The organism is Streptomyces sp. NPDC101490 (assembly GCF_044767145.1).
Taxonomy (GTDB): Bacteria; Actinomycetota; Actinomycetes; order Streptomycetales; family Streptomycetaceae; genus Streptomyces.
On the sequence record NZ_JBIWNI010000002.1, the window covers coordinates 760,579 to 781,895 of the forward strand.

Consider the following 21,317-nt stretch of genomic DNA (forward strand, 5'->3'; position numbering starts at 1 on the left):
AACTCATTACTCTTCCTAAATACCAACGGGAACACGCCGACGTTGCCCGGATCACATCCCCCTCTTCCGCCCCATGGGTGAACCGGGCGCCGGGAAGGAACACTCCGGCCTCGATGTATCACCCGAACGAGTGAGCCGAATCCGGAAAGCGACCCGGCGGAGGCCCGGGTGGCCCGACCCTGAGCGGCATGGGATCGACAGTGCTCAGCCTGCGCGTCGACAGTGAGCTGCTCGACCGGCTCAGGGGTCACGCCGCCAGAAGAGGAATGAGCGTCCAGGACTATGTCGTCCGGACGCTCATTCGGGAGGACTTCGACGAGCGGTTCACGACCGCCGTCGAGGAGACGGAGAAGTTCTACGGGGAGGGCGGGGCGCCCGGGCCCGCGGGGGCCCGGGACCCGGATCACGTGAGGCCGAGCGCCGGCATCGCGTAGTAGAAGACGAAGACCGCCGACACGACGTACATGGCGACGGGGACCTCACGGCCCCGGCCCGCCGCGAGGCGCAGCACGCTGAACGCGATGAAGCCGATGCCGATGCCGTTCGTGATCGAGTAGGTGAACGGCATCATGACCATGGCCAGGAACGCGGGCACCGCGAGGGTGTAGTCGCTCCAGTCGATGTCCTTGACCGACCCGGCCAGGATCAGGAAGCCGACCGCGAGCAGGGCGGGCGTGGCCGCCTGCGAGGGCACCATGGTGGCCAGCGGCGTGAGGAACAGCGCCACCGAGAACAGCGCGCCGGTCACGACCGAGGCGAGGCCGGTCCGCGCGCCCTCGCCGACGCCCGCCGTGGACTCCACGAAGCAGGTGGTCGCCGAGGACGAGGTGGCGCCGCCGGAGGCGACGGCCAGGCCGTCCACGAGCAGGACCTTGTTGATGCCGGGGAAGTTGCCGTCCTTGTCCGTCAGCTTGGCCTCGTCGCCGACGCCGAGGATCGTGCCCATGGCGTCGAAGAAGCAGGACAGCAGCACGGTGAAGACGAAGAGGACGCCGGTGAGGACGCCGACCTTCGAGAAGCCGCCGAAGAGGCTGACCTGCCCGACCAGACCAAAGTCCGGGGAGGCGACCGGGTTGCCCGGCCACTCCGGGGTGGTGAGGCCCCAGGAGGGCACGGTCGCGACGGCGTTGATGATCATCGCCACGATCGTCATGGCGACGATGGAGATGAGGATCGCGCCCGGCACCTTGCGGATGATCAGCGCGAGGGTGAGCAGCGCGCCCAGGACGAAGACCAGGACCGGCCAGCCGAGGAGGTGGCCGGAGCCGCCGAGCTGGAGCGGGACGGTGGTGTGGGCGGCGTCGGGGATGCGGGAGACGAAGCCGGAGTCGACGAGGCCGATCAGCATGATGAAGAGGCCGATGCCGATCGCGATGCCCTTGCGCAGGCTGACCGGGACCGCGTTCATCACGCGCTCGCGCAGTCCGGTGGCGACGAGCAGCATGACGACGACGCCCGCGAGGACGACCATGCCCATGGCGTCGGGCCAGGACATCTTGGGCGCGAGCTGGAGGGCGACGACCGTGTTGACGCCGAGACCGGCGGCGAGGGCGATCGGGACGTTGCCGATGACCCCCATGAGGAGCGTGGAGAACGCGGCCGTCAGGACGGTCGCGGTGACGAGCTGGCCGCTGTCGAGCTGGTTCCCGTACATGTCCTTGGCGCTGCCGAGGATGATCGGGTTCAGGACGATGATGTAGGCCATCGCGAAGAAGGTGGCGAAACCGCCGCGGAACTCGCGGGCGACGGTCGAACCGCGCTCGGTGATCTTGAAGTACCGGTCGAGGGCCGAGGTCGGGGCGGACGGCTCGGGGGGCGTGGCCTTGGCGGGGGCCGTGGTGCTCATGGGGGTCCTCATCAGGGAGAAGTCCATTTGGCGGTTCATACGAAAGAAACCCGCCACAGGCAAACCGTTTCAGTATGAACACATGAACGATCGGGAGTCCATCTCCGCGCGTAGACCACGTGTGGGTGCGAATTCCCGCCACCTAGACTGATGCCCATGGCGAAGTGGACACCGAAGCACGAGGCACCCGAGCCCCTGGAAGGGCCCGTCGTCGCCACCATCACCGGCGGAACGATCCTCTGGTTCGCCCTCTTCCTCGTCCAGGTCCCCTTCTACGGCTGGTTCGACGACCGCGGCCTCACCTGGTGGGTGTGGACCTGCCTGGCCGGCGGCGGGCTCGGCCTGATCGGCATCTGGTACGTACGGAAGCGGGACGCGGCGATCAAGCGGCACGCGGCGGCGTTGGCGGCGGCGCCCGGACCGGCCGAGGACCACCCGGAGAGGTAGCGCCTCCGGCGGGGCCCGCACCCGTGGACCCCGGCACCGCGCCGGAGGCACCCCGCACCACCGAAGGCACCCGGCACCCCGCCGAAGGCACCCCGCACCACCAAAGCCACCCGGCACCCCGCCGAAGGACGCCCCCGCACCCCGAGGCCGACCGACCCCGCATGGCACCAGCGGACGATTCCCCTCCTCCCCCGGTCTGATCTTCGCCCCCCTCGGCAGGTGAACGCCCCGAACCGGCCGTACCGTCGAAAACATGACTCAGCGGGCGAAGATCGACACGGGCGGCGGCGAGACGGCGGGGAGCGGGCCGCCCGTCGTGCACCGGCCCGGCGGACTCACCTCCGCCGAGGTCGCCGAACGCCTCGCGCGCGGCGAGGTCAACGACGTCCCGGTGCGCAGCTCCCGCTCGACCACCGAGATCGTCCGCGCCAACGTCTTCACCCGCTTCAACGCGATCATCGGCGTCCTCTGGGCGATCATGCTGTTCGTCGCGCCGATCCAGGACAGCCTCTTCGGCTTCGTGATCGTCGCCAACACCGGCATCGGCATCATCCAGGAACTCCGCGCCAAGAAGACCCTCGACGGGCTCGCCGTCATCGGCGAGGCGAAACCGACCGTCCGGCGCGACGGGGCCCCCACCGAGATCTCCACCTCCGCCATCGTCCTGGGCGACCTCATCGAGCTGGGCCCCGGCGACAAGGTCGTCGTCGACGGCGAGGTCGCCGAGGCCGACAGCCTGGAGGTCGACGAGTCCCTGCTGACCGGCGAGGCCGACCCCGTCGTGAAGAAGCCCGGCGACCGGATGATGTCCGGCTCCTTCGTCGTCGCGGGCGGCGGCGCGTTCACCGCCACCAAGGTCGGCCGTGAGGCGTACGCGGCACAGCTCGCCGAGGAGGCGTCCCGCTTCACCCTCGTCCACTCCGAGCTGCGCACCGGCATCTCCACGATCCTCAAGTACGTGACGTGGATGATGGTCCCGACCGCGCTGGGGCTGATCCTCAGCCAGCTCTTCGCCAAGAGCGACAACGTCAAGGACGCCATCGCCCGTACGGTCGGCGGCATCGTCCCGATGATCCCCGAGGGTCTGGTCCTGCTGACCTCCGTCGCCTTCGCCATCGGGGTCGTCCGGCTGGGCCGCAAGCAGTGCCTCGTGCAGGAGCTGCCCGCCATCGAGGGCCTCGCCCGGGTGGACGTCGTGTGCCTCGACAAGACGGGCACGCTCACCGAGGGCGGCATGGACCTCACCGAGCTGCGGCCGCTGCACGACGCCGACGAGGCGTACGTACGGAAGGTGCTCGCGGCCCTCGGCGAGTCCGACCCGCACCCGAACGCCTCCCTCCAGGCCGTCATCGACGCCTCCCCGGAGACCCCCGTGGAGTGGCGCTGCACCGCGTCGCTGCCGTTCTCCTCCGCCCGCAAGTACAGCGGGGCGTCCTTCAGCGAGGGCGACGGGGAGAACTCGACGTGGCTGCTCGGCGCCCCCGACGTGCTGCTGCCCGCCGGGGACCCCACGCTCGCCGACATCGACCGGCTCAACGAGCAGGGCCTGCGGGTGCTGCTGCTCGCCCGTACGGACCACGACCTCGACGAGCCCGGCCTGGCCGCCGGTGCCCGGCCGACCGCGCTGGTCGTCCTGGAACAGCGGCTGCGGCCGGACGCCGCCGACACCCTCGCCTACTTCGCCGAGCAGAACGTCGTCACCAAGGTCATCTCCGGTGACAACGCGGTCTCCGTCGGCGCGGTCGCCGGGAAGCTCGGCATGGCGGGCGCCGAGGACACCGTGGACGCCCGCACCCTGCCCACCGACCGGGAGGAGATGGCGAAGGTCCTCGACGCGAACGCGGTCTTCGGCCGGGTCACCCCGCAGCAGAAGCGGGACATGGTGGCGGCGCTCCAGTCGCGCGGCCACACCGTCGCCATGACCGGCGACGGCGTCAACGACGTCCTGGCCCTGAAGGACGCCGACATCGGCGTGTCGATGGGCTCCGGCTCGGAGGCGACCCGGGCGGTCGCCCAGATCGTCCTCCTGAACAACTCGTTCGCCACGCTGCCGTCGGTGGTCGCGGAGGGCCGCCGGGTCATCGGCAACATCACCCGGGTCGCGACGCTCTTCCTCACCAAGACGGTGTACTCGGTCCTCCTGGCCGTCCTGGTGGTCTGCTCCCAGGTCGAGTACCCGTTCCTGCCCCGTCACCTGACGCTGCTGTCGACCCTCACCATCGGCGTCCCGGCCTTCTTCCTGGCCCTCGCGCCCAACAAGGAACGGGCCAGGCCGCACTTCGTCCGCAGGGTCATGCGGTACGCGATCCCCGGCGGTGTCATCGCGGCGACGGCCACCTTCACCACGTATCTGCTGGCCCGCCACCACTACACCGGCCCGGACGCCCTGGCCGCCGAGACCAGCGCCGCCACCCTGACCCTCTTCCTGGTCTCCATGTGGGTCCTGGCGATCATCGCCCGCCCCTACACGTGGTGGCGCCTCACTCTGGTCGCCACCATGGGCGGCGCCTTCCTCCTGGTCCTCGCCGTCCCCTGGCTCCAGAACTTCTTCGCCCTGAAACTGGTCGGCGTCACCATGCCGTGGACGGCCGTCGCCATCGCGGCGGCGGGCTGCGTCGTCCTGGAGTTCGTCTGGCGCTGGGTGGGCCGCAGGTTCCCGGCGTGACGCCCCCGGGGGCGTCGGATCCTGAAGGCGCCGCCGCCAGAAAGCCGGTCGCCCGGGCCGCCACCGGGGCCGTAGGGTGCCCGCGTGCGGACGGGGCGGAACAAGCGGGCCGAGGGGCCCCCGGAGGTCCGGGCGGCCCGCCCCGAGCTTCCCGGCGGGCCGCCCGGGGAGCCCTCATGAGCCGCACCGCCCATCACGCCTCCCCCGCCCGCGCCCGCGCCGCCGCGGACCGGCCGCCGGGACGGCCCTGGGGTGCCGTGGTCCTCCACGGCCTCCGGTACGACGCCTCCGGCGCCCGCGAGGCCGCCCGGGAGGGCCGCAGGCAGCGGCCCCGCGCGGTGCGGCGCGCGGTGGAGGTCTACGCGTTCCCCCGGTACCGGGGCGACCGGACCGTCACCCGGGAGGCCGGTGTGGAGGAGCGCCGGGCCCGGCAGCGGCTGCGGCGCCGGGTCGGCGTGCTGCGGCGCCTGGTCGACGGGCCCGGCGGCCGTCTCGACCTCGACGCCGCCGGGGCCGCCGACGTGCCGGAGGCCCGGCACCGGCGCGGCGCGCTGTGGTGCGCCTGACCGGCGCGCCCCCGGCCGGACCGGCTCAGTCGAACCAGCGGTCCCTGGCCAGTTCCGCCGTCCGGGTCGGGTCCTCCAGGAGGGCGGCGACCTCGAAGCGGCGGGGCCACTGGCCGGTGGCCCAGGCCAGGGCCGCCGCCACGCCCTCCAGGGTGGCCGCGTGGACCGTGCCGTCCGGGGTCCGGCGCCAGTCCAGCTCCGCGCCCGCCACGAGGAGCTCCTCGTGCTCGACGTACGTCGTCGGGGTCGTCGGCCCCAGGAGCGCGCGGACCGAGGACGGGACCCCGTGCTCCTGGCCCTCGGTGGTGACCTCCGCGTCCACCGTGCCGCTCAGCCGCCGCACCTGGAGCAGGTCCGCCAGGTCGGCGGCGCGCGACGGCGCCACCGGGAGCAGCGGCAGCCCGTCCGCGAGCGGCAGCAGGTCCGGGGCGTCCGCGACCACCGCGTCCGCCGCGTCGACCACGACCACCTCGCCGTCCACCACCGCCCGCAGCTCGTCCGGCAGCGTCACCTGCTCCGGGTCAAGCTCGGCGAGCGCCGAGTACAGGGCGTGCAGCTGCGCGCCGGTGACCTCGCGGGACGGGTCCGCGAGCCGGGCGAGGAGCTCCGCCGCGCCGCCCGGCTCGTCCAGGAGCGCGCCGACCGAGGTGCGGACGCCCAGGGCCCGCAGGACCTGCTCGTCCTCGAAGCCGGTCGCGTCGGCGGAGTCGTACAGTCCGGTCAGGAGCGGGTCGGAGCCCGCGGCCCGCAGTCCCGCCGGGCGGCGGCCGTCCAGGACGGGGTGGTCGCGCAGCCACCACGCCGTGTACGACCGTACGGTCTCCGTCGTGCCGTCGGGCAGCAGGACCCGCACGGGCTGGGTCAGGGCGTCCCGCAGGGGCGGCCGGGCGAGCATCGCGAGGGCCCGGGGCCAGGCGTCGTCGTCGACCAGGTCCAGGTCCCGTACGGCCACGATCTCCGTCGCCACCGGCGGCACCGGTGACTCCGGCAGCCGGTCCAGGACGTCCTCGCACCACACGTCGACCGCGTCGAGCAGCCCCGCGTCGTCGGGCTCCGGGTAGTCGCCCTCGCGGGGCTCGACCTCGTCCGGGTCGAGCAGCAGGTCCGTCGCCCGGACCAGCGCGAACGTGGCGAGCGCCCCGCACGCGGCGAGCGGCCGCTCGCCCCAGCGGGCGGCCAGGTCCGCGTCGACGAGCGCCAGCTCGTCCTCCCGCATCACGGCGGCGAACGCCGACCCCGGCACCACCAGCTCGCCCGCGGGCGACAGCTCGCCGTCCCCGTCGGGGAGGGCGAGCGCGCCCAGCCAGGGCTCGTCGCCCGGCTCCAGATCGGCGTCCCTGACCAGGCCGAGGACGGTCTCCGCGAGTTCCTCCGCGTCCAGCGCGTCCTCGTCCCAGATCTCGCCCGCGTCGAGGGAGCCCGCGACCGCCGCCCGCACCTGCGGGGTCGTCAGGACCGCGCGGGGCGTGGCGGGCAGGGCGCCCAGCTTCTCCAGGATCGGGTGGGCGGCCTCCGGGTGGGCGACCTTCAGACCCAGCCGGGTCAGCTCCACCGGGGTGCCGAGCTGCGGCAGCAGCACCTGGCGCGGGCCGAGCGTCGTACGGACCGGGCCGCCGTCCTCCGCCGCGGCCAGTGGCACCGGCAGGCCCGAGAGCCGGTCGGGGTCCACACCCGCGAGGGAGTCGTAGAGCCGCCACCACCACCCCGGGGACCGGTCCACGCCCGCGAGCCGGTCGACCGCCTCGGTCAGCGGCACCCGGCCGACGCCCAGAGTCCGCAGCTCGGGGCGCCGTTCGAGACCGGCCGGGAGCAAGGTCGGGAACACCTCGGCGAGCACGCCGACGGTCTCCGCGCCCGCGCCCTCCGCGACCTCCGCCTCGATCGGGCGGAGCGCCGGGAGTTCCTCGGTGGGGACGGCGGGCGCGAGGAACGCGACGCGCGGCAGCCGGTCGAGGATCGCCTCGCGCAGCGCCCCGTCGAGCGGGCCCTTGCCGAGCGGCCCGGGGACGAGGTCCAGGGCGGCGCTGGTCACCGGCCGCCAGTCCGCGAGGAGTTCGGCGTAGGCGTCGGCGGCGCGCTGCACGAGGAAGTCGGTGAGCGGGCCGGGCGCCGGGTGCCTGCGGGCGGTGTCGAGCGGCAGCGAGGCGATGAGCAGCGCGGGGATGCCGAGGGGTTCGTCGGTGGGGGTGGGGGCGTGGACGACGGGGGTGGTGCGCGGGTGGCGGGGGGCTCCCGCGTCGTCCACGGGTACGGCCCAGGTGACCGACCAGTGGGGGCGCAGCCGCTCCTCGACCGGGCGGTCCTTCAGGAGCCCGGGGTCGAGGGGGCCGCTGTGGCTGACGGTCCGCCAGCGGCGGCTGCCGGTGGCGGAGTCGTCCACGCGCACGTGTCCGTCGTCCTCGGCGCGGCTCAGGGTCCGTACCCCGTCGGCGGTCTCGACGACGATCTCGGCGAGCCCGGGGAGGGTGAGCAGGAGGGCGTCGTCGATCGCGCCGAGGAGCCGTTCGGCGAGGGCGACGGCGGCGGCGTCGCGGAGCGGGAGGACGACGACGGTGTCGTAGCCGTCGGGGGCGGTGCCCTCGGCGGGCAGCGGGAGCCGCAGCAGGGGGACGTGGCCGTCGCGGCGGCGCAGTTCGTCGTCGAGGCCGGGGCTGTTCCGGGCGGTCTCGGCGGCGAGTTCGCGGGCCTCGGCGAGGGACCAGCGGACGCCGCCGTGGCGGCCGAGGACGGCGGGTTCGTCGGTGACGGCGAGGACGGCGGCGAAGCCGACGCCGAAGCGGCCGACGGCGCCGGGGCCGCCTTCGCCGCCCTGTTCCCGCTTGGCGGAGGCGCGGAGCGTGGACAGCGACTCGGCCCCGACGGCGTCCAGCGGGGCGCCGGTGTTGGCGGCGGCGAGGACGGCGGGGCCCTCGTGGTCCGCCGGGTGCAGGGTGAGCCGCAGACGGCCGGTGACGCCCGCGCGGTGGGCGGCGTCGGCGGCGTTCTGGGCGAGTTCGACGACGAGCCGGTCGCGGTAGCCGCCGAGGGCGAGGTCCTCCTCGGCGTTGGCGTCCTCCCGGAAGCGGGCGGGCGAGGCGCCCCAGGCGTCGAGCACTCCCCGGCGCAGCCGTGCGGTGCCGAAGGGATCGGTTCCGTCGGCCGTCGTCCGGACGCTGACGTTCACGTCTGACTCCACTCTGCGGGGCGGTGGCCGCCCGGACGGGCGGCACGTCCGGGACCCGAAGTCCCGGACGCCCGAAGGTACCGCGCCCCGCGACCCCCGGACCGCCGGGCGGGTACGGCCCCGGGGGCCGGGGGCGGGGTCGGCCCGTGGCGACGGGGCGGCGGGGACGCCGTCGGGCGTCCGGGCTCCCCGGCGGAAGCCCGGCCGGGCGGCGGGCGGTCCGGTGCGGGCCGGTGACGGGGCGGCGGACCGGTCCGGTCCGGGACCGGCGGCCCGACGACCTGGTGCACGACCGCACGACCGGCGTCCCGGCGTACGACCGGCGCGCGACGGGCGGACGGCGGGCGGCGGACGGCCCGGGTGACGAGGGCCCCGGCGGACGGACGGACGGCGCGGGCACGCACTGGGGGTGGCCGGGAGTCCGGCGGCCGGTGGAGGTGGCCTCGGGGCGGGCAGGGCGGGTCCGGGAAGGGCAGGGCGGGTCGGGGCGGTCGGGTGTACGGCTCCGAGTCGGCATACGGCCCCGGGGTCCGGCGGATGCCGCTCGTGGCTCGGCGCGGGGCGCCGCACCGGACGGGCGCCCCTTCCGGCGGTACGGCCGGGGCCCGGCGGGCCCCGCGCGCGACAATCGGCCGGGGCTCACCGCCCCGGTGCCGCGCCGGGCGTCCAGCCCCGGGGCGGGTGCGGCCCCGGGGCGGGTGGGCTACGAGTGGCCCAGGTCCTCCGACGCGGCGTCCGGTTCCATGGTCGAGCCGGAGTCCTCGGCGGGGCGGAGCGGGAAGACGTCCACGCCGATCGAGTCGAGCACCGGGGCCGCCGGGCGCGGCGGGTTCGGCATGACGGCGGCCTCGGAGTGCCCGCCGCAGCCGTACGCGAGGGACACGACCCGGCCGTCCGCCGGGGAGAACTCGTTGGCGCAGATCCCGAACGCCTGCTTCAGCGAACCCGCCAGCGGCACCAGGAAGGCGCAGGATTCACAGGACGCGGGCGCCGCGAGGGCCATCGGCGTCCGGGGGCCGAACGCCTCGTCCCAGCGGTCTGCCGCCATGTGGAGCCCGTACCGGGACAGGACACGGGCCCGGCGCGTGCCCAGTTCGTCGGCGACCGAGGCGATCGCGCCGCGCGAGGGCGCGCGGGTGACGATCTCGGCGTCCTCGGCGTCGAGGTGCTCGGCGAGCTCCTCGGAGACGACGGAGTTCGGCGGCGGCTCGTCCTCGCCGGTGTAGCCGGGCTCCAGGCGCGGGTCGTCCTCCTCGGTGGGCAGGAGGTCGCCGGGGCCCATGTCGCCGGGGCGCAGCCGCTCGCTCCACGGCACCCACTCGGGGGCGAGGAGGGCGTCGGAGCCGGGCAGCAGGACGGTCTCGTCGAGCGTGACGTTCTTCGCGCGGGAGGCGCGGGTGACGGTCACCGCCCAGCGCCAGCCCCGGTAGCCCGGTTCCTTGGACTCGAAGTAATGGGTGACGACGCGGTCGCCCTCGGCGACCACGTCGACATGGGCGCCGACGACGCCCGGGGCGGCCGCCTCCTCGGCGGCCTCCCGCGCGAGGTCTACGGCCTCGGCGCACAGGCGGTCGGGGGTACGCGTGGCTCGCGGGGTACGCGGGGTACCGCTTCGCGTCGTCGCAGCACTCACAGGTCTCGCTTCTCTCCTACGCCGTCTCACGGGTGCGCCGGCCGAGCGACGGGAGCGAACCTGGGGCGGCGGGCGGAGCGGACCTGTGGGCCGCATCGACGTCCGCGCACCCGACTTGTCTCGCGTGTCTCGGGCACACCTATCGCCATCCATTCTGCGGGATGCCGAAGAGGCGCGCGGCCGAAAGCTTCCGCCGGTGACGCGCTACGCACGCTACCCCGTTCCCGGGCCAGAGCCCACCTGCCCGTCCCAAGTGGCCCCGATCACAGATCACCGAAAGGGTGGGGAGGACGGCCGAAAAGAGGTGGGAGGCGGGGTGGCGGTGACCGGTGAGGGCGGTGGGGGACGGGCGGAAGTGGCCGTGGGGGACGGGCGGGAGGCGTGTCCCCCGCCGCGCCACGGTTCGTCCGGCGTGCCGGTGGGGCACTATGACGGAGTGGCAGCCGCACGGTCCCCCGCACGATCCGAAGATCATGCCGGGCCGCTCCGCCGAGCGGGCCGGAAGGTCGGTCGTGTCCTGCACCTGCCCTTCAGCGGGACGGCGAGGGGCATCCGGAAGGCGACACACGCGCACGGCGCGGGCGAGTCGGGGCTCGGGAAGCTGATCGAGCTGCACGCCGTGAACGGCGCCGGGGACGTCATGATCACCGTCGCCCTCGCGTCGACGGTGTTCTTCTCCGTGCCGACCGACGAGGCCCGTGGGCGCGTCGCGCTGTATCTGGCCATCACGATGGCGCCGTTCACTCTCCTCGCCCCGGTGATCGGTCCGCTCCTGGACCGCGTCCCGCACGGGCGGCGGGCGGCGATGGCGGGCGCGATGCTCACCAGGGCGGTCCTCGCGGTGCTGCTCTCGGGCCTGGTGGCGACGGGCGGGATCGAGCTGTACCCGGCGGCGCTCGGGGTCCTGGTGGCGTCGAAGGCGTACGGGGTGGTGCGCAGCGCGGTGGTGCCCCGGCTGCTGCCGCCGGGCTTCTCGCTGGTGAAGGCGAACTCGCGGGTGACCCTGGCGGGGCTGCTCGCGACGGGGGTCGCCGCGCCGGTGGGGGCGGGGCTCCACCTCCTCGGCTCGCCGTACCCGCTGTACGGGGCGTGCGCGCTGTTCCTGCTCGGGACGTTCTGGGCGCTGCGGATGCCGCCGAAGGTGGACTCGGCGAAGGGTGAGCGGCGGGCACATCTGCTGGCGCACGGCGAGAAGGACGTAAATGACGGAAAAGGAGCAAAGGGAGCAAAGGGCGCCAAGGGGGAGAAGCGGCCGAACCTGCGGACCGTGGGGCCGTCCGTGCTGCACGGTCTGCAGGCGAACGCGGCCCAGCGGATGCTGTCGGGTTTCCTGATCTTCTTCCTGGCGTTCCTGCTGCGGGAGCATCCGCTGTCGGGGCAGAGCGCCGCCGTGTCGCTGGGGATCGTGGGCGTGGCGGCGGGCGTGGGCAACGCGTGCGGGACGGCCGTGGGCTCGCTGCTCAGGGACCGGGGGCAGGGGCCCGAGGTGATCATCGCCACGATGATCAGTGTGGTGTGCGGTACGGCGGTCCTGACGGCGGTGTTCTTCGGCGGGGTGATGGTCGCGGTGCTGGGCGCGGTCGCGGGGCTCACCCAGGCGCTGTCGAAGCTGTCGCTGGACGCGCTGATCCAGCGGGACGTGCCGGAGTCCGTACGGACGTCGGCCTTCGCCCGGTCGGAGACGGCGCTGCAGATGGCGTGGGTGGTGGGCGGCGGCATCGGGATCGCGCTGCCGCTCAACGGCACCCTCGGCATGTCCGTGGCCGCCGCGATCCTCGCGCTGGGCGCGGCGCTCGCGGTCCGCGGCCTGCTCGCCGAGGCGCGCCGCCGCCCGAACCCGGAGAACCGCCCGAAGGCCAGGGTGGCCTGACGGGGCACCGGCCGGAGCGGGGCGGGACCTCCGGCCGCCGGGCGGCCACCGCCGGGCGGGGCGGGTGCGGCGGGCACGGCGGGTGACCGCGACCCGGCGCGACCTCCGAACCCACTGGACCCACTGGACCCACCAGACCTGCGGGACCGTCCGAACCCACTGGACCTGCGGGACCCTCCGACTCACCAGCCCCACCGGACCCGTCAGGCGCGGCCCTTCCGGCCGCCGGGCCCGGAGCGCCCGGGGCTTTCCCGGCGGCGCCCGGAAGGGGCCGGGAACCACCCCGCGTACGGTCGGGGCGGCCGTCGCGCGAGGGTGCCTCGGAGGTACCCCGGGGCGGCACGCCGTACCCCCTCGTGGCGTGGACGCGACGGCCCGATAGCCTTCGGCTCATGACCGTTGCGTTCTTCTCCGGCTCGGGCCGCCGGGCCGCCGTCGCCCTCGGGGCCGTCTCCGCCGGGCTCCTCGTCCTCTCCGCCTGCGACAAGCCGACGCCCGTCGCGACCCTGACGGTCGGGACCGACTCGATCCACTCCGAGGCCGCCTGCTACAACGACGGCGAAGCCATCAAGGAGTCGCAGATCCAGCAGTGCCTCAACAAGAAGGCCGAGAAGTCCATCTCCGTGGCGATGGACGACAAGATCCGCTTCGGGGTCGACCCCGACATCGCGGAGAACGGCTGGACCATCTTCCTCGGCGGCCAGCAGGCCGAGCCCGAGCCGTACAAGAAGACGTACCGGACCATTCCGGCCAGCGCCTTCTTCTCGACCCAGTCCGGCGAGGCCACCAACTCCACCCAGGTGACCATCGTCGAGAACACCGGCAAGAAGCTGACCGGCATCTGGCACTTCCAGCTGAAGAAGGAATCCTGATCCTCCGGTGGCCCACCGGAGCCTGATCGTGACGGCCGTGGCGGCTGAGGCGGACTCCGTCTCCGCCGGCCTCGGCCCCCACCTCGGCGGCCCCGCGCTCCTCCCGCTGCCGGGGGGCCTCGTGCTGCGCCGTCACACGGCCGGCACCGACGCCGGCCCCGTACGGGTCGACGTCCTCGTCGGCGGGGTGGGACCCGCCTCGGTCGCCGCCGCCACCGGTACGGCCCTGACCTCCGCCGCGCTCACCGACCCCGACGCCCCCTACGGGCTCGTCGTGTCCGCCGGGATCGCGGGCGGCTTCCTCCCCCTCGCCCCGCTCGGCTCGGTCGTCGTCTCGGCGTCCGTCGTCGCCGCCGACCTCGGCGCGCGGACCCCCGACGGCTATCTGACCGTCGAGGAACTGGGCTTCGGCCGGTCCGTCCACCCGGTGCCGGACGCGCTGACCGGCCGGATCTCCGCCGTGCTGACGGCGGGCGGCCTCCCGCACGCCGTCGCCCCCGTCCTCACCGTCTCCACCGTCACCGGCACCGCCGGGCGCGCCGCCGAACTCGCCGGGCGCCACCCCGGGGCCGGGGCCGAGGCCATGGAGGGCTTCGGGGTCGCCGAGGCCGCCGCCGCGCACGGCCTGCCCGTCGTCGAGATCCGGGCCGTGTCGAACGCCGTCGGCCCCCGCGACCGTGCCGCCTGGCGCATCGGCGACGCCCTGGAATCCCTGCGGCACACCTTCGAGCTGCTCAGCAGCACCGTCCTCGTGGAGCCGTCGTGACCGAGCTGAAGATCGCCTACTCGCCCTGCCCGAACGACACCTTCGTCTTCGACGCCTGGGCCCACGGGCGCGTCCCGGGCGCGCCCCGGCTCGACGTGACGTTCGCGGACATCGACGTCACCAACGGCTGGGCGGAGGGCGGCACCGACGACCACGACGTGCTGAAGGTGTCGTACGCCGTGCTGCCCTGGATCCTCGACGAGTACGCGCTGCTGCCCTGCGGCGGGGCCCTCGGCCGGGGCTGCGGGCCGCTCGTCCTGACCAGGGAGGCGGCCACCGGCGCGGACCTGGCCGGGAGGACGGTCGCCGTGCCGAGCGAGCGCTCGACCGCGTACCTGCTGTTCCGGCTCTGGGCCGCCGACCAGGTGCCCGGCGGGGTCGGGAACGTCGTCGTGATGCCGTTCCACGAGATCATGCCCGCCGTCCGCGACGGGAAGGTCGACGCCGGGCTCGTCATCCACGAGGCCCGTTTCACCTACCAGGAGTACGGGCTGCACAGCCTCGCCGACATGGGCGAGCACTGGGAGGCCACCACCGGGCTCCCGATCCCCCTCGGCGCGATCGTGGCCCGCCGCTCGCTGGGCGCGGAGACCCTGCGGCGGCTCGCCGACGCGGCCCGCGCATCGGTGCGGATGGCCTGGGACGACCCGGCGGCCTCCCGCCCGTACGTCCTGGAACACGCCCAGGAGATGGACCCGGGCGTGGCCGACCAGCACATCGGTCTGTACGTCAACGAGTTCACCGCCGACCTCGGCGAGGACGGCTACGCGGCGGTCCGCGGGCTGCTCACCCGCGCCGCGGCCGAGGGACTCGTACCGCCCCTCGGCCCGGACGCGCTCGCCTTCCCCTGACGGGGACGGCCGCTCGCCTTCCGCCGGGCCGGGCGGCCCGGCGCGTGCCCCCGAGGGGGACGGCCGGGCGCGCCGCACGAGGGACGGCCGTCACACGTCCAGCTGGTCGGCGACCGCGCGCAGCAGACCCGCGATGTTCTTGCCCTGGGTCTTCTCCGGGTACCGGCCGCGCTCCAGCATCGGCGTGATGTTCTCCAGGAGCGTCGTCAGGTCCTGGACGATGGACGCCAGTTCGTCGGGCTTGCGGCGCTGGGCCGCCGCGACGGACGGGGTCGGGTCGAGGATCGTGACGGACAGGGCCTGATCGCCGCGCTGCCCGGCGACGACGCCGAACTCGACCCGCTGTCCGGGCTTCAGTGCGTCGACTCCGGCAGGGAGCACCGACGAGTGGACGAAGACGTCGCCGCCGTCGTCACGGGAGAGAAAGCCGAAGCCCTTCTCACTGTTGAACCATTTGACCTTGCCGGTAGGCACGTCTTTCCTCGTCCTCGTCCTTGTCGATGGGGATGGCTGGCAGCGGGCCGACCGGCCCGCCGGGATCAGGCTAGTGCTCCCGGGACCGGTGACAAGACGTCGCCGGTGTGTTCCTGTGGCCTGGGAACTACCCTGGCCGGATGCGTAGTGAAACCCCCGCCGCCCCGGCGGACGACAGCGCCCCCGGCGACGGCCTCGTCAAGGCCGGTGTGATCATCTTCGCGGTCGGCGCGGTGGCGACGCTGGTCACCGTGGCCCCGCTGTTCCTGGGCACCGACCCGTTCCCCACCGTGGCGTACACCGTGTCCATGCTGATGGGCGTCGGATTCATGGTCGCGGGCGCGGGCGTGCTGCGGGCCATCGCCGCCCAGCGGCGGCAGGCGCGCGACGGCGGGGCCGTACCGGTTCAGGCCAGGTAGCCCGCCCACCACTCCCGGAAATCCGTCAGGTCCGTCAGGACCACGTCCGCCCCGGCCGCCGTCAGCTCCCCGGCGGCGCAGGGGCCGGTGGCGACCGCCACCGAGAGGGCACCGGCCGCCGCCGCGCCCCGGACGTCGCCGACGTGGTCCCCGACGTACACCTGGGCGCCGTGCGCGCGCAGGGCCTCCGCCTTGCCCTCCGCCCACAGACCGCCGACGACCGCGTCCGGCTCGATGCCCAGGTGCGCCAGGTGCAGCTCGGCGTGCGGGCCGTTCTTCGCGGTGACGACGATCGTCCGGCCGCCCGCCTCGCGGACCGCCCGGATCGCGTCCCGGGCGCCCGGCATGGGGTGCGAGGGCTCGATCGCGTACGCCGGGTAGAGCGCGCGGTAGCGGGCGGTCATCCCCGTCACCTCCTCCTCGGGCACCCAGTGCGCCATCTCGTGCTCCAGCGGCGGGCCGAGCCGGTTGACGACCAGGTCGATGTCGGCCGTGACGCCGGTCTCGGCGCAGAAGGCCTCCCAGGTCGCCCTGATGCCGGGCCGGGTGTCGATCAGCGTCAGGTCGAGATCGAAGCCGACGGTGAGCGGCCCGCCGCCGGGCCCCGCCGCCGCTGCGGCTGCCGCCGCCGGGTTCGTGGCGGGGTGCGGGAGTGTGGCCGGGGACGGGGTGGCTGAGGTCGTCGTCATGCGCCCATTCTCCGGGGTCGCCCCTGGGACGGACCGGGGTGACCCCGGACCTCCCGTCCCGGCCCGGCCGGGAGCGCCGGACGGGGAGCGGCCGGTCCCGGGGCTCCCCCCGGCCTCCCTGGGCTCCCCCCGGCCTCCCGGGGCGAGCGGCTCCCGACCCGGGCCGGGGCCCTGTCCACCGCGCGCGGCCCCAGGGGCGGCCCCGGCCCGTAGGGGCCCGGCCACACGGGGCCCGCGCACCCGCACCTCCCCGATCCCCAGCAGCTCCCGCAGGGGCTCCCGTAAGGGTCCTCCGGCCCGGGTCCACGGCGGTGAGTGCTGCTTACACTGAGCCAAGCCTTACCAAACCCGTACTCCCCCCGATGGGTCCCGATGCCAGCCGCTCTCCGTACCAGACGGGTCCTCGCGACCTCGGCGGCTGTCGTCGCCCTCCTGCTCGCCGTCCTCCTCAGCCTCACCGTCGGCGCCCGCGCCATCGCCCCCTCGACGGTGTTCGACGCCCTGCTGCACGGCGGCACGAGCGCCGACGCCGAGGTCGTACGGGGCCTCCGCGTCCCCCGTACCCTCATCGGCCTCATGGTCGGCGCCGCGCTCGCCCTCGCGGGCACCGCGCTCCAGGGCATCACCCGCAACCCGATCGCCGACCCCGGCATCCTCGGCATCAGCCAGGGCTCCGCCGTCGCCGTCGTCGTCGCCATCGCCTTCTTCGGCGTGCACGGACTCAGCGGCTACGTGTGGTTCGCCTTCGCCGGTGCCGCCGTCGCCGCCGTCGCCGTGCACGCGGTCGCCTCCGGCGGACGCGGTGGCGCGACCCCCGTGAAACTGGCCCTCGGCGGCGCCGCGATCAACGCCCTGCTGCTCTCCGTCACCACCGGCGTCCTCACCACCCGCGCCTCCGCGCTCGACGAGTTCCGGTTCTGGCAGACCGGCTCCCTCGACGGGCGCGACGCGCAGATCGTCGCCCAGGTCTGGCCCTTCCTGCTGGTCGGCGCGCTCCTCGTGGTCTCCGTGGCGCGCGGCCTCGACGCGCTCGCGCTCGGCGAGGACGTCGCCAAGGGCCTCGGACAGCGCGTCGCCACGGTACGGATCGTGGGCGGGGCCGGAGCGACCGTCCTCACCGGCGCGGCCGTCGCCGCCGCCGGACCGGTCGCCTTCGTCGGCCTCGCCGTCCCGCACATCGCCCGCGCCGTCGTCGGCTCCGACCACCGCTGGGTGCTGCCGATGGCCGCGCTCATCGGCCCGGTCATGCTGCTCGTCGCGGACGTCGCCGGACGGATCGTGTTCCCGCCGGGCGAGGTCCCCGCCGGGGTGATGACCGCCCTGATCGGCGTGCCGTTCCTGGTGACCCTCGTCCGCCGCAAGGCGGTGGCCGCGTGAGCACCGGCACCGCGACCCGCCCCGCCCCGACCCGCCCGCGACCGCGCCCGCGACCCGCCGGGTACGGCCTGGTCCGCGCCGGGGGCGCCTCCTTCCTCGTGCACCGCCGTTCGGCCCTGGTCGCCGGGGCCCTGCTGCTGCTCCTGGCCGTGGCCTCGGTCGCGTACCTCTGTGTCGGCGAGAAGTTCGTCGCCCCCTCCGAGGTCCTGCGCATCCTGCTCGGGCACTCCTCGCCGTCCGCGTTCGTCGTGGCGGAGCTGCGCGAGCCCCGGCTCGTCGTCGCCCTCGCCGTCGGCGCCGCCTTCGGGATCGCGGGCGGGCTCATCCAGACCGTCGCCCGCAACCCGCTCGCCAGCCCCGACATCATCGGCATCAGCCAGGGCGCCGGGGCCGTCACCGTCGCCGCGATGACCTTCGGCCTCACCTCGTACACCGTGCTGCCGTACCTGTCGATCGTGGGCGGTGTCCTCGCCGCCGCCCTCGTCTACGCCTTCGCCTGGCGCGGCGGACTGCACGCCACCCGTTTCGTCCTCATCGGCATCGGCTTCGCCATCGCCCTGCGGTCCCTCACCACCCTCTTCATGACCAAGGGCGACTACCTGGTCGCCCAGCAGGCCCAGATCTGGATGACGGGCTCCCTCAACGGGCGCGGCTGGGACGAGTCAGCGCCGGTCCGCTGGACGCTGCTGCTCCTGCTGCCCGCCGTGCTGTGGGCGGCCCGCGCGCAGCGGACCGTCTCCCTCGACGACGACACGGCGACCGGGCTCGGCGTCCGGCTCGGGCGGGTCCGGCTCGGGCTCGTCGCCGTCGGCGTGGTCCTGGCGTCGGTGGCGACCGGCGTCGCCGGGCCCGTCGACTTCGTCGCGCTGCTCGCCCCGCAGATCGCCCGCCGCATGACGAGGACCGCGCAGATCCCGCTGTTCTGCTCGGCCCTCGCGGGCGCCCTGGTCGTGGTCCTCGCCGACCTGCTCGGCAGACGGCTCCTCTCCCCCGTCGAACTGCCGGTGGGAGTCCTGACGGCGGCGGTCGGCGCCCCGTATCTGATCTGGCTCATCGTCCGCAGCCGTACCGGAGGGAAGGCATGACCAGCAGGCTCACCGCGCGCGGGCTGACGCTCGCCTACGAGGACCGCACCGTCGTCCACGAACTGGACCTCGCCGTTCCCGACGGCCGGGTGACCGTGATCGTCGGCCCCAACGCCTGCGGCAAGTCCACCACCCTCCGCGCCCTCGGGCGGCTCCTCAAGCCGCGCGGCGGCGCCGTCCTGCTCGACGGCGAGGACCTCGCGAAGCTCCCGACGAAGAGCGTCGCCCGCTCGGTCGGACTGCTCCCGCAGACCCCGGTCGCACCGGAGGCCATCACCGTCGCCGACCTCGTCTCGCGCGGCCGGCAGCCGCACCAGGCGTGGTGGAGGCAGTGGTCGGAGGAGGACGAGCGGGCCGTCAGCGACGCCATGGAACGCACGGACGTCGCCGCGCTCGCCGACCGGTCCGTCGACGCGCTCTCCGGCGGCCAGCGCCAGCGGGTGTGGATCGCGATGGCCCTCGCGCAGGAGACGGAGCTGCTGCTCCTCGACGAGCCCACCACCTATCTGGACATCTCCCACCAGGTGGAGGTCCTCGACCTGGTCCGCCGCCTCAACCGGCTGCGCGGCCGGACCGTCGTCCTCGTCCTGCACGACCTGAACCAGGCGGCGCGGTACGCGGACCATCTGATCGCCATGAAGGAGGGCCGGGTCGTCGCGGAGGGCCCGCCGTCGGAGATCGTGACGGAGGAACTCGTCCGGGACGTCTTCGGCCTCGTCTCGGTCGTCGTCCCCGACCCGGTGACGGGCTCCCCCCTGGTCGTCCCGGGAGCGCCGTGGCACGGGGATCACGTGGATCGCTCGGACACGGGCGCGGACGCGGGTGCGGGTGCGGGTGCTCGTACGGATGTGGATACGGATACGGGGGCGGTGCCCGGGTCGCGGTCCGGTGCCGGGACCGGAGCCGGGAGCGGGACCGGGCCCACGCCGGTGTCCGATTCCGGGCGGCCCGAGCCCGAGCCCGAGGTCTCCAAGGGCTGACGCCCCGGGGCGTCAGCGCGCAGCGGCGGGGAGCGGCCCGGGGTCTGAGGGGCTCGCCGACGGGACCCTGAGCGCGTCGGGCCGGGTCGGGTCCGGCGCCGGGAACGAGACCGGACGCCCTCAGGAGCCCCGCCCCCGGCGGCCCGAGCCCGAGGTCTCCAAGGGCTGACGCCCCGGCGCATCACGGCGTGGCGCGGGTCCGCCGCGCTCAGCAGCGCGACCCGGGGCGGGTCTGCGGGGCCGGTCTACGGGGCTCAGCGACGGGCCCCGGGCCGGGCGGCGGCGGTCAGCGGCGGGCCCGCTGGCCGGGGCGGGCCGGTCAGCGGCGGCGCGACCGCCACAGCAGGAACAGCGCCGAGGCGACCGCCGCGCCCCGCAGGACCCAGGGCCAGGTCTCCGAGACCGCCGCGCCCATCGCCTCGCCGCCCGCCGTGACGGGGGCGCCCCAGCGGCCGTCGACCCTGCCCCACAGCCAGAGGACGCCGGAGGCGGCGGCGAGGCCCGGGATCACCAGGACGGCGGTCTTCGCCTCGCCGGGGGTGAGCCGCCGGGAGGCGTACGCGAGGAGCCAGCCCGCCGCCAGGGCCAGGAGCGAGCCGAAGAGGGCGCCGCCGAGCAGCAGCAGGGCGGCGAGCAGCACGAACGGGTTCGCGAGACGGAAGCGGGCGGCGGGCACCTCCGGCTCCGCCTCGGGCTCCGGTGCGGCGGGCGCTCCGGGCTTGCGGCGGCGCAGGACGCGTACGAGACGACGGCGTACGGGCGCGGCGGCCCGGGGACCGCCGTACCCCTCGCCCTCCTGGCCCTCTTCGTCGCCGCCCTCGCCGCCTTCCCCTTCCTCCTCCGCCTCGTCCTCGGGGAGGGGTTCCTTGAAGAGGTCGGGGCGTTCGACCCCGCCGAAGAAGCCGGGCAGTCCGGCGGCGGCGTCCACGGCCTCGGCGTCCCGCCACCAGTCGGCACCCGCGTCGGACCCGGCACCGCCGAAGCCGGTCGGGCCGGTCGAGCCGGGCCCGGTGGACGGGGCGGCGGACACGGGTGCGGCGGGTGGGCCGACACGCCCGGCGGGCCGTCGGCCGTCCGCCGAAGTCCCGGCACCGTCCGCGAGGGCCCCGGAGCCGTCACGGGGGCGGCGGCGACCCGGCAGCCACCCGGTGCCCCGCCCGGCCCGCGCCCCCGGGACCTGTCCCCGCCCCGGTGCCTCTCCCGTAGGGGTCCCCCGGGAAGGTCCCTCAGCGGCTCCCCGGTCGGCCCCCCGGCCCGGCCCCTTACGGATTCCCGTACGGGGTCCCCCGGGAGAATCCGCGTCCGGGCCCGCTCCCCCACGGGGTTCCCGCCGCTCTCCCTCACGGGGGCCCGGGACCCCGGGTCGGGGTCGGGGCCGGTCGCCCGCCCGGTCCACCACCTCGTCGGGGGTTCCGAGGGAGCCGAGGATGCCCCGGACCGCCGCCGGGCTCTCCTCGCCGCGCGTGGCGCGGCGGCGGTCGATCTCGTCGCGGAGGCCCGACACCAGCCGCATCCGCTCGCTCGCGGGAAGCTGCCGCTGCTGGGCCAGATCGCCGACCCGGCTCAGATAGTCGTAGACCAACTGGTCGCTCTCGATCCCCATGCTGCCCCTCC

At 75.0% G+C, this 21,317-nt stretch carries 18 protein-coding genes; 12 read left to right on the forward strand and 6 right to left on the reverse strand.

Going from position 1 to position 21,317, the window contains the following annotated elements; genetic code table 11:
* Positions 1–188: 188 nt before the first annotated feature.
* Positions 189–434: a hypothetical protein gene (locus tag ACIRQY_RS07255; RefSeq protein ID WP_403922774.1), complete on the forward strand. Its 246-nt coding sequence runs from the start codon at positions 189–191 to the stop codon at positions 432–434.
* Here the strand turns inward: ACIRQY_RS07255 and ACIRQY_RS07260 are convergent.
* A complete protein-coding gene (locus tag ACIRQY_RS07260; RefSeq protein WP_403922775.1) occupies positions 404–1,846 on the reverse strand; it encodes an NCS2 family permease in 1,443 nt (480 codons plus the stop codon). The two genes, ACIRQY_RS07255 and ACIRQY_RS07260, sit on opposite strands and share 31 nt — an antisense overlap.
* Positions 1,847–2,002: 156 nt before the next feature.
* Here ACIRQY_RS07260 and ACIRQY_RS07265 point away from each other — a divergent pair, with 156 nt between their 5' ends.
* The 3 genes from ACIRQY_RS07265 (at position 2,003) to ACIRQY_RS07275 (ending at position 5,524) form a co-directional block, all read left to right on the forward strand.
* Positions 2,003–2,293, forward strand: a complete 291-nt coding sequence (locus ACIRQY_RS07265) for a DUF2530 domain-containing protein (protein ID WP_351780804.1) — start codon at positions 2,003–2,005, stop codon at positions 2,291–2,293.
* Between the two features lie 253 nt (positions 2,294–2,546).
* Positions 2,547–4,958 carry a cation-translocating P-type ATPase gene (locus tag ACIRQY_RS07270; protein ID WP_403922776.1) on the forward strand — a complete coding sequence of 804 codons (2,412 nt, stop codon included), beginning with the start codon at positions 2,547–2,549 and terminating at the stop codon, positions 4,956–4,958.
* Between the two features lie 176 nt (positions 4,959–5,134).
* Entirely contained in the window at positions 5,135–5,524 is a 390-nt protein-coding gene (locus ACIRQY_RS07275) for a hypothetical protein (RefSeq protein WP_403922777.1), read from the forward strand.
* A 25-nt stretch (positions 5,525–5,549) separates the two neighbouring features.
* On the opposite strand, the gene ACIRQY_RS07280 is transcribed toward ACIRQY_RS07275, so the two are convergent.
* Both ACIRQY_RS07280 and ACIRQY_RS07285 read right to left on the reverse strand, forming a co-directional pair.
* Entirely contained in the window at positions 5,550–8,699 is a 3,150-nt protein-coding gene (locus ACIRQY_RS07280) for a sacsin N-terminal ATP-binding-like domain-containing protein (RefSeq protein WP_403922778.1), read from the reverse strand.
* Between the two features lie 691 nt (positions 8,700–9,390).
* Positions 9,391–10,320, reverse strand: coding sequence for a DUF3027 domain-containing protein (locus ACIRQY_RS07285; protein WP_351780796.1), 930 nt, complete (start codon positions 10,318–10,320; stop codon positions 9,391–9,393).
* Positions 10,321–10,756: 436 nt separating this feature from the next.
* On the opposite strand from ACIRQY_RS07285, the gene ACIRQY_RS07290 reads away from it, so the two are divergent.
* From ACIRQY_RS07290 to ACIRQY_RS07305, 4 genes are all read left to right on the forward strand, one after another.
* A complete protein-coding gene (locus ACIRQY_RS07290) occupies positions 10,757–12,190 on the forward strand; it encodes an MFS transporter (protein ID WP_403922779.1) in 1,434 nt (477 codons plus the stop codon).
* Between the two features lie 392 nt (positions 12,191–12,582).
* Entirely contained in the window at positions 12,583–13,062 is a 480-nt protein-coding gene (locus ACIRQY_RS07295) for a DUF2771 domain-containing protein (RefSeq protein ID WP_351780792.1), read from the forward strand.
* A 7-nt stretch (positions 13,063–13,069) separates the two neighbouring features.
* A complete protein-coding gene (locus ACIRQY_RS07300) occupies positions 13,070–13,828 on the forward strand; it encodes a futalosine hydrolase (RefSeq protein ID WP_403922780.1) in 759 nt (252 codons plus the stop codon).
* Complete coding sequence (locus tag ACIRQY_RS07305; protein WP_351780788.1) at positions 13,825–14,679, forward strand: 1,4-dihydroxy-6-naphthoate synthase; 855 nt, start codon at positions 13,825–13,827, stop codon at positions 14,677–14,679. Before ACIRQY_RS07300 ends, ACIRQY_RS07305 begins: the two co-directional genes overlap by 4 nt.
* A gap of 90 nt (positions 14,680–14,769) precedes the next feature.
* Here ACIRQY_RS07305 and ACIRQY_RS07310 read toward each other — a convergent pair whose 3' ends face one another.
* A complete protein-coding gene (locus ACIRQY_RS07310; protein WP_351780786.1) occupies positions 14,770–15,153 on the reverse strand; it encodes a cold-shock protein in 384 nt (127 codons plus the stop codon).
* Positions 15,154–15,293: 140 nt separating this feature from the next.
* Between ACIRQY_RS07310 and ACIRQY_RS07315 the strand changes: the two genes are divergently transcribed.
* Positions 15,294–15,572 (forward strand): hypothetical protein, encoded by a 279-nt coding sequence (locus ACIRQY_RS07315; protein WP_351780785.1) that lies wholly within the window; start codon positions 15,294–15,296, stop codon positions 15,570–15,572.
* Here the strand turns inward: ACIRQY_RS07315 and ACIRQY_RS07320 are convergent.
* Complete coding sequence (locus ACIRQY_RS07320) at positions 15,560–16,261, reverse strand: HAD family hydrolase (RefSeq protein ID WP_403922781.1); 702 nt, start codon at positions 16,259–16,261, stop codon at positions 15,560–15,562. The genes ACIRQY_RS07315 and ACIRQY_RS07320 overlap by 13 nt on opposite strands.
* Before the next feature lie 372 nt (positions 16,262–16,633).
* On the opposite strand from ACIRQY_RS07320, the gene ACIRQY_RS07325 reads away from it, so the two are divergent.
* From ACIRQY_RS07325 to ACIRQY_RS07335, 3 genes are read left to right on the forward strand one after another with little or no spacing between them, the layout of a single operon-like run.
* Positions 16,634–17,638, forward strand: coding sequence for a FecCD family ABC transporter permease (locus ACIRQY_RS07325; RefSeq protein ID WP_403922782.1), 1,005 nt, complete (start codon positions 16,634–16,636; stop codon positions 17,636–17,638).
* Complete coding sequence (locus tag ACIRQY_RS07330) at positions 17,635–18,723, forward strand: FecCD family ABC transporter permease (RefSeq protein WP_403922783.1); 1,089 nt, start codon at positions 17,635–17,637, stop codon at positions 18,721–18,723. The genes ACIRQY_RS07325 and ACIRQY_RS07330 overlap by 4 nt, the downstream gene beginning before the upstream one ends.
* The gene (locus ACIRQY_RS07335) at positions 18,720–19,703 is read left to right on the forward strand and encodes an ABC transporter ATP-binding protein (protein ID WP_403922784.1); all 984 of its coding nucleotides are present in this window, start codon (positions 18,720–18,722) and stop codon (positions 19,701–19,703) included. Before ACIRQY_RS07330 ends, ACIRQY_RS07335 begins: the two co-directional genes overlap by 4 nt.
* A gap of 319 nt (positions 19,704–20,022) precedes the next feature.
* Here the strand turns inward: ACIRQY_RS07335 and ACIRQY_RS07340 are convergent, their stop codons facing one another.
* On the reverse strand, positions 20,023–21,306 hold the full coding sequence (locus ACIRQY_RS07340; protein ID WP_403922785.1) for a hypothetical protein: 1,284 nt from the start codon (positions 21,304–21,306) through the stop codon (positions 20,023–20,025).
* Positions 21,307–21,317 lie beyond the last annotated feature (11 nt).

What these genes read in the sequence shown, in the direction of transcription:
- ACIRQY_RS07340 (WP_403922785.1), bottom strand. Translation starts at nt 21,306, where the DNA reads ATGGGGATCGAGAGCGACCAGTTGGTCTACGACTATCTGAGCCGGGTC.
- ACIRQY_RS07265 (WP_351780804.1), top strand. Translation starts at nt 2,003, where the DNA reads ATGGCGAAGTGGACACCGAAGCACGAGGCACCCGAGCCCCTGGAAGGG.
- ACIRQY_RS07320 (WP_403922781.1), bottom strand. Translation starts at nt 16,261, where the DNA reads ATGACGACGACCTCAGCCACCCCGTCCCCGGCCACACTCCCGCACCCC.
- ACIRQY_RS07255 (WP_403922774.1), top strand. Translation starts at nt 189, where the DNA reads ATGGGATCGACAGTGCTCAGCCTGCGCGTCGACAGTGAGCTGCTCGAC.
- ACIRQY_RS07335 (WP_403922784.1), top strand. Translation starts at nt 18,720, where the DNA reads ATGACCAGCAGGCTCACCGCGCGCGGGCTGACGCTCGCCTACGAGGAC.
- ACIRQY_RS07275 (WP_403922777.1), top strand. Translation starts at nt 5,135, where the DNA reads ATGAGCCGCACCGCCCATCACGCCTCCCCCGCCCGCGCCCGCGCCGCC.
- ACIRQY_RS07315 (WP_351780785.1), top strand. Translation starts at nt 15,294, where the DNA reads ATGCGTAGTGAAACCCCCGCCGCCCCGGCGGACGACAGCGCCCCCGGC.
- ACIRQY_RS07325 (WP_403922782.1), top strand. Translation starts at nt 16,634, where the DNA reads ATGCCAGCCGCTCTCCGTACCAGACGGGTCCTCGCGACCTCGGCGGCT.
- ACIRQY_RS07270 (WP_403922776.1), top strand. Translation starts at nt 2,547, where the DNA reads ATGACTCAGCGGGCGAAGATCGACACGGGCGGCGGCGAGACGGCGGGG.
- ACIRQY_RS07295 (WP_351780792.1), top strand. Translation starts at nt 12,583, where the DNA reads ATGACCGTTGCGTTCTTCTCCGGCTCGGGCCGCCGGGCCGCCGTCGCC.
- ACIRQY_RS07260 (WP_403922775.1), bottom strand. Translation starts at nt 1,846, where the DNA reads ATGAGCACCACGGCCCCCGCCAAGGCCACGCCCCCCGAGCCGTCCGCC.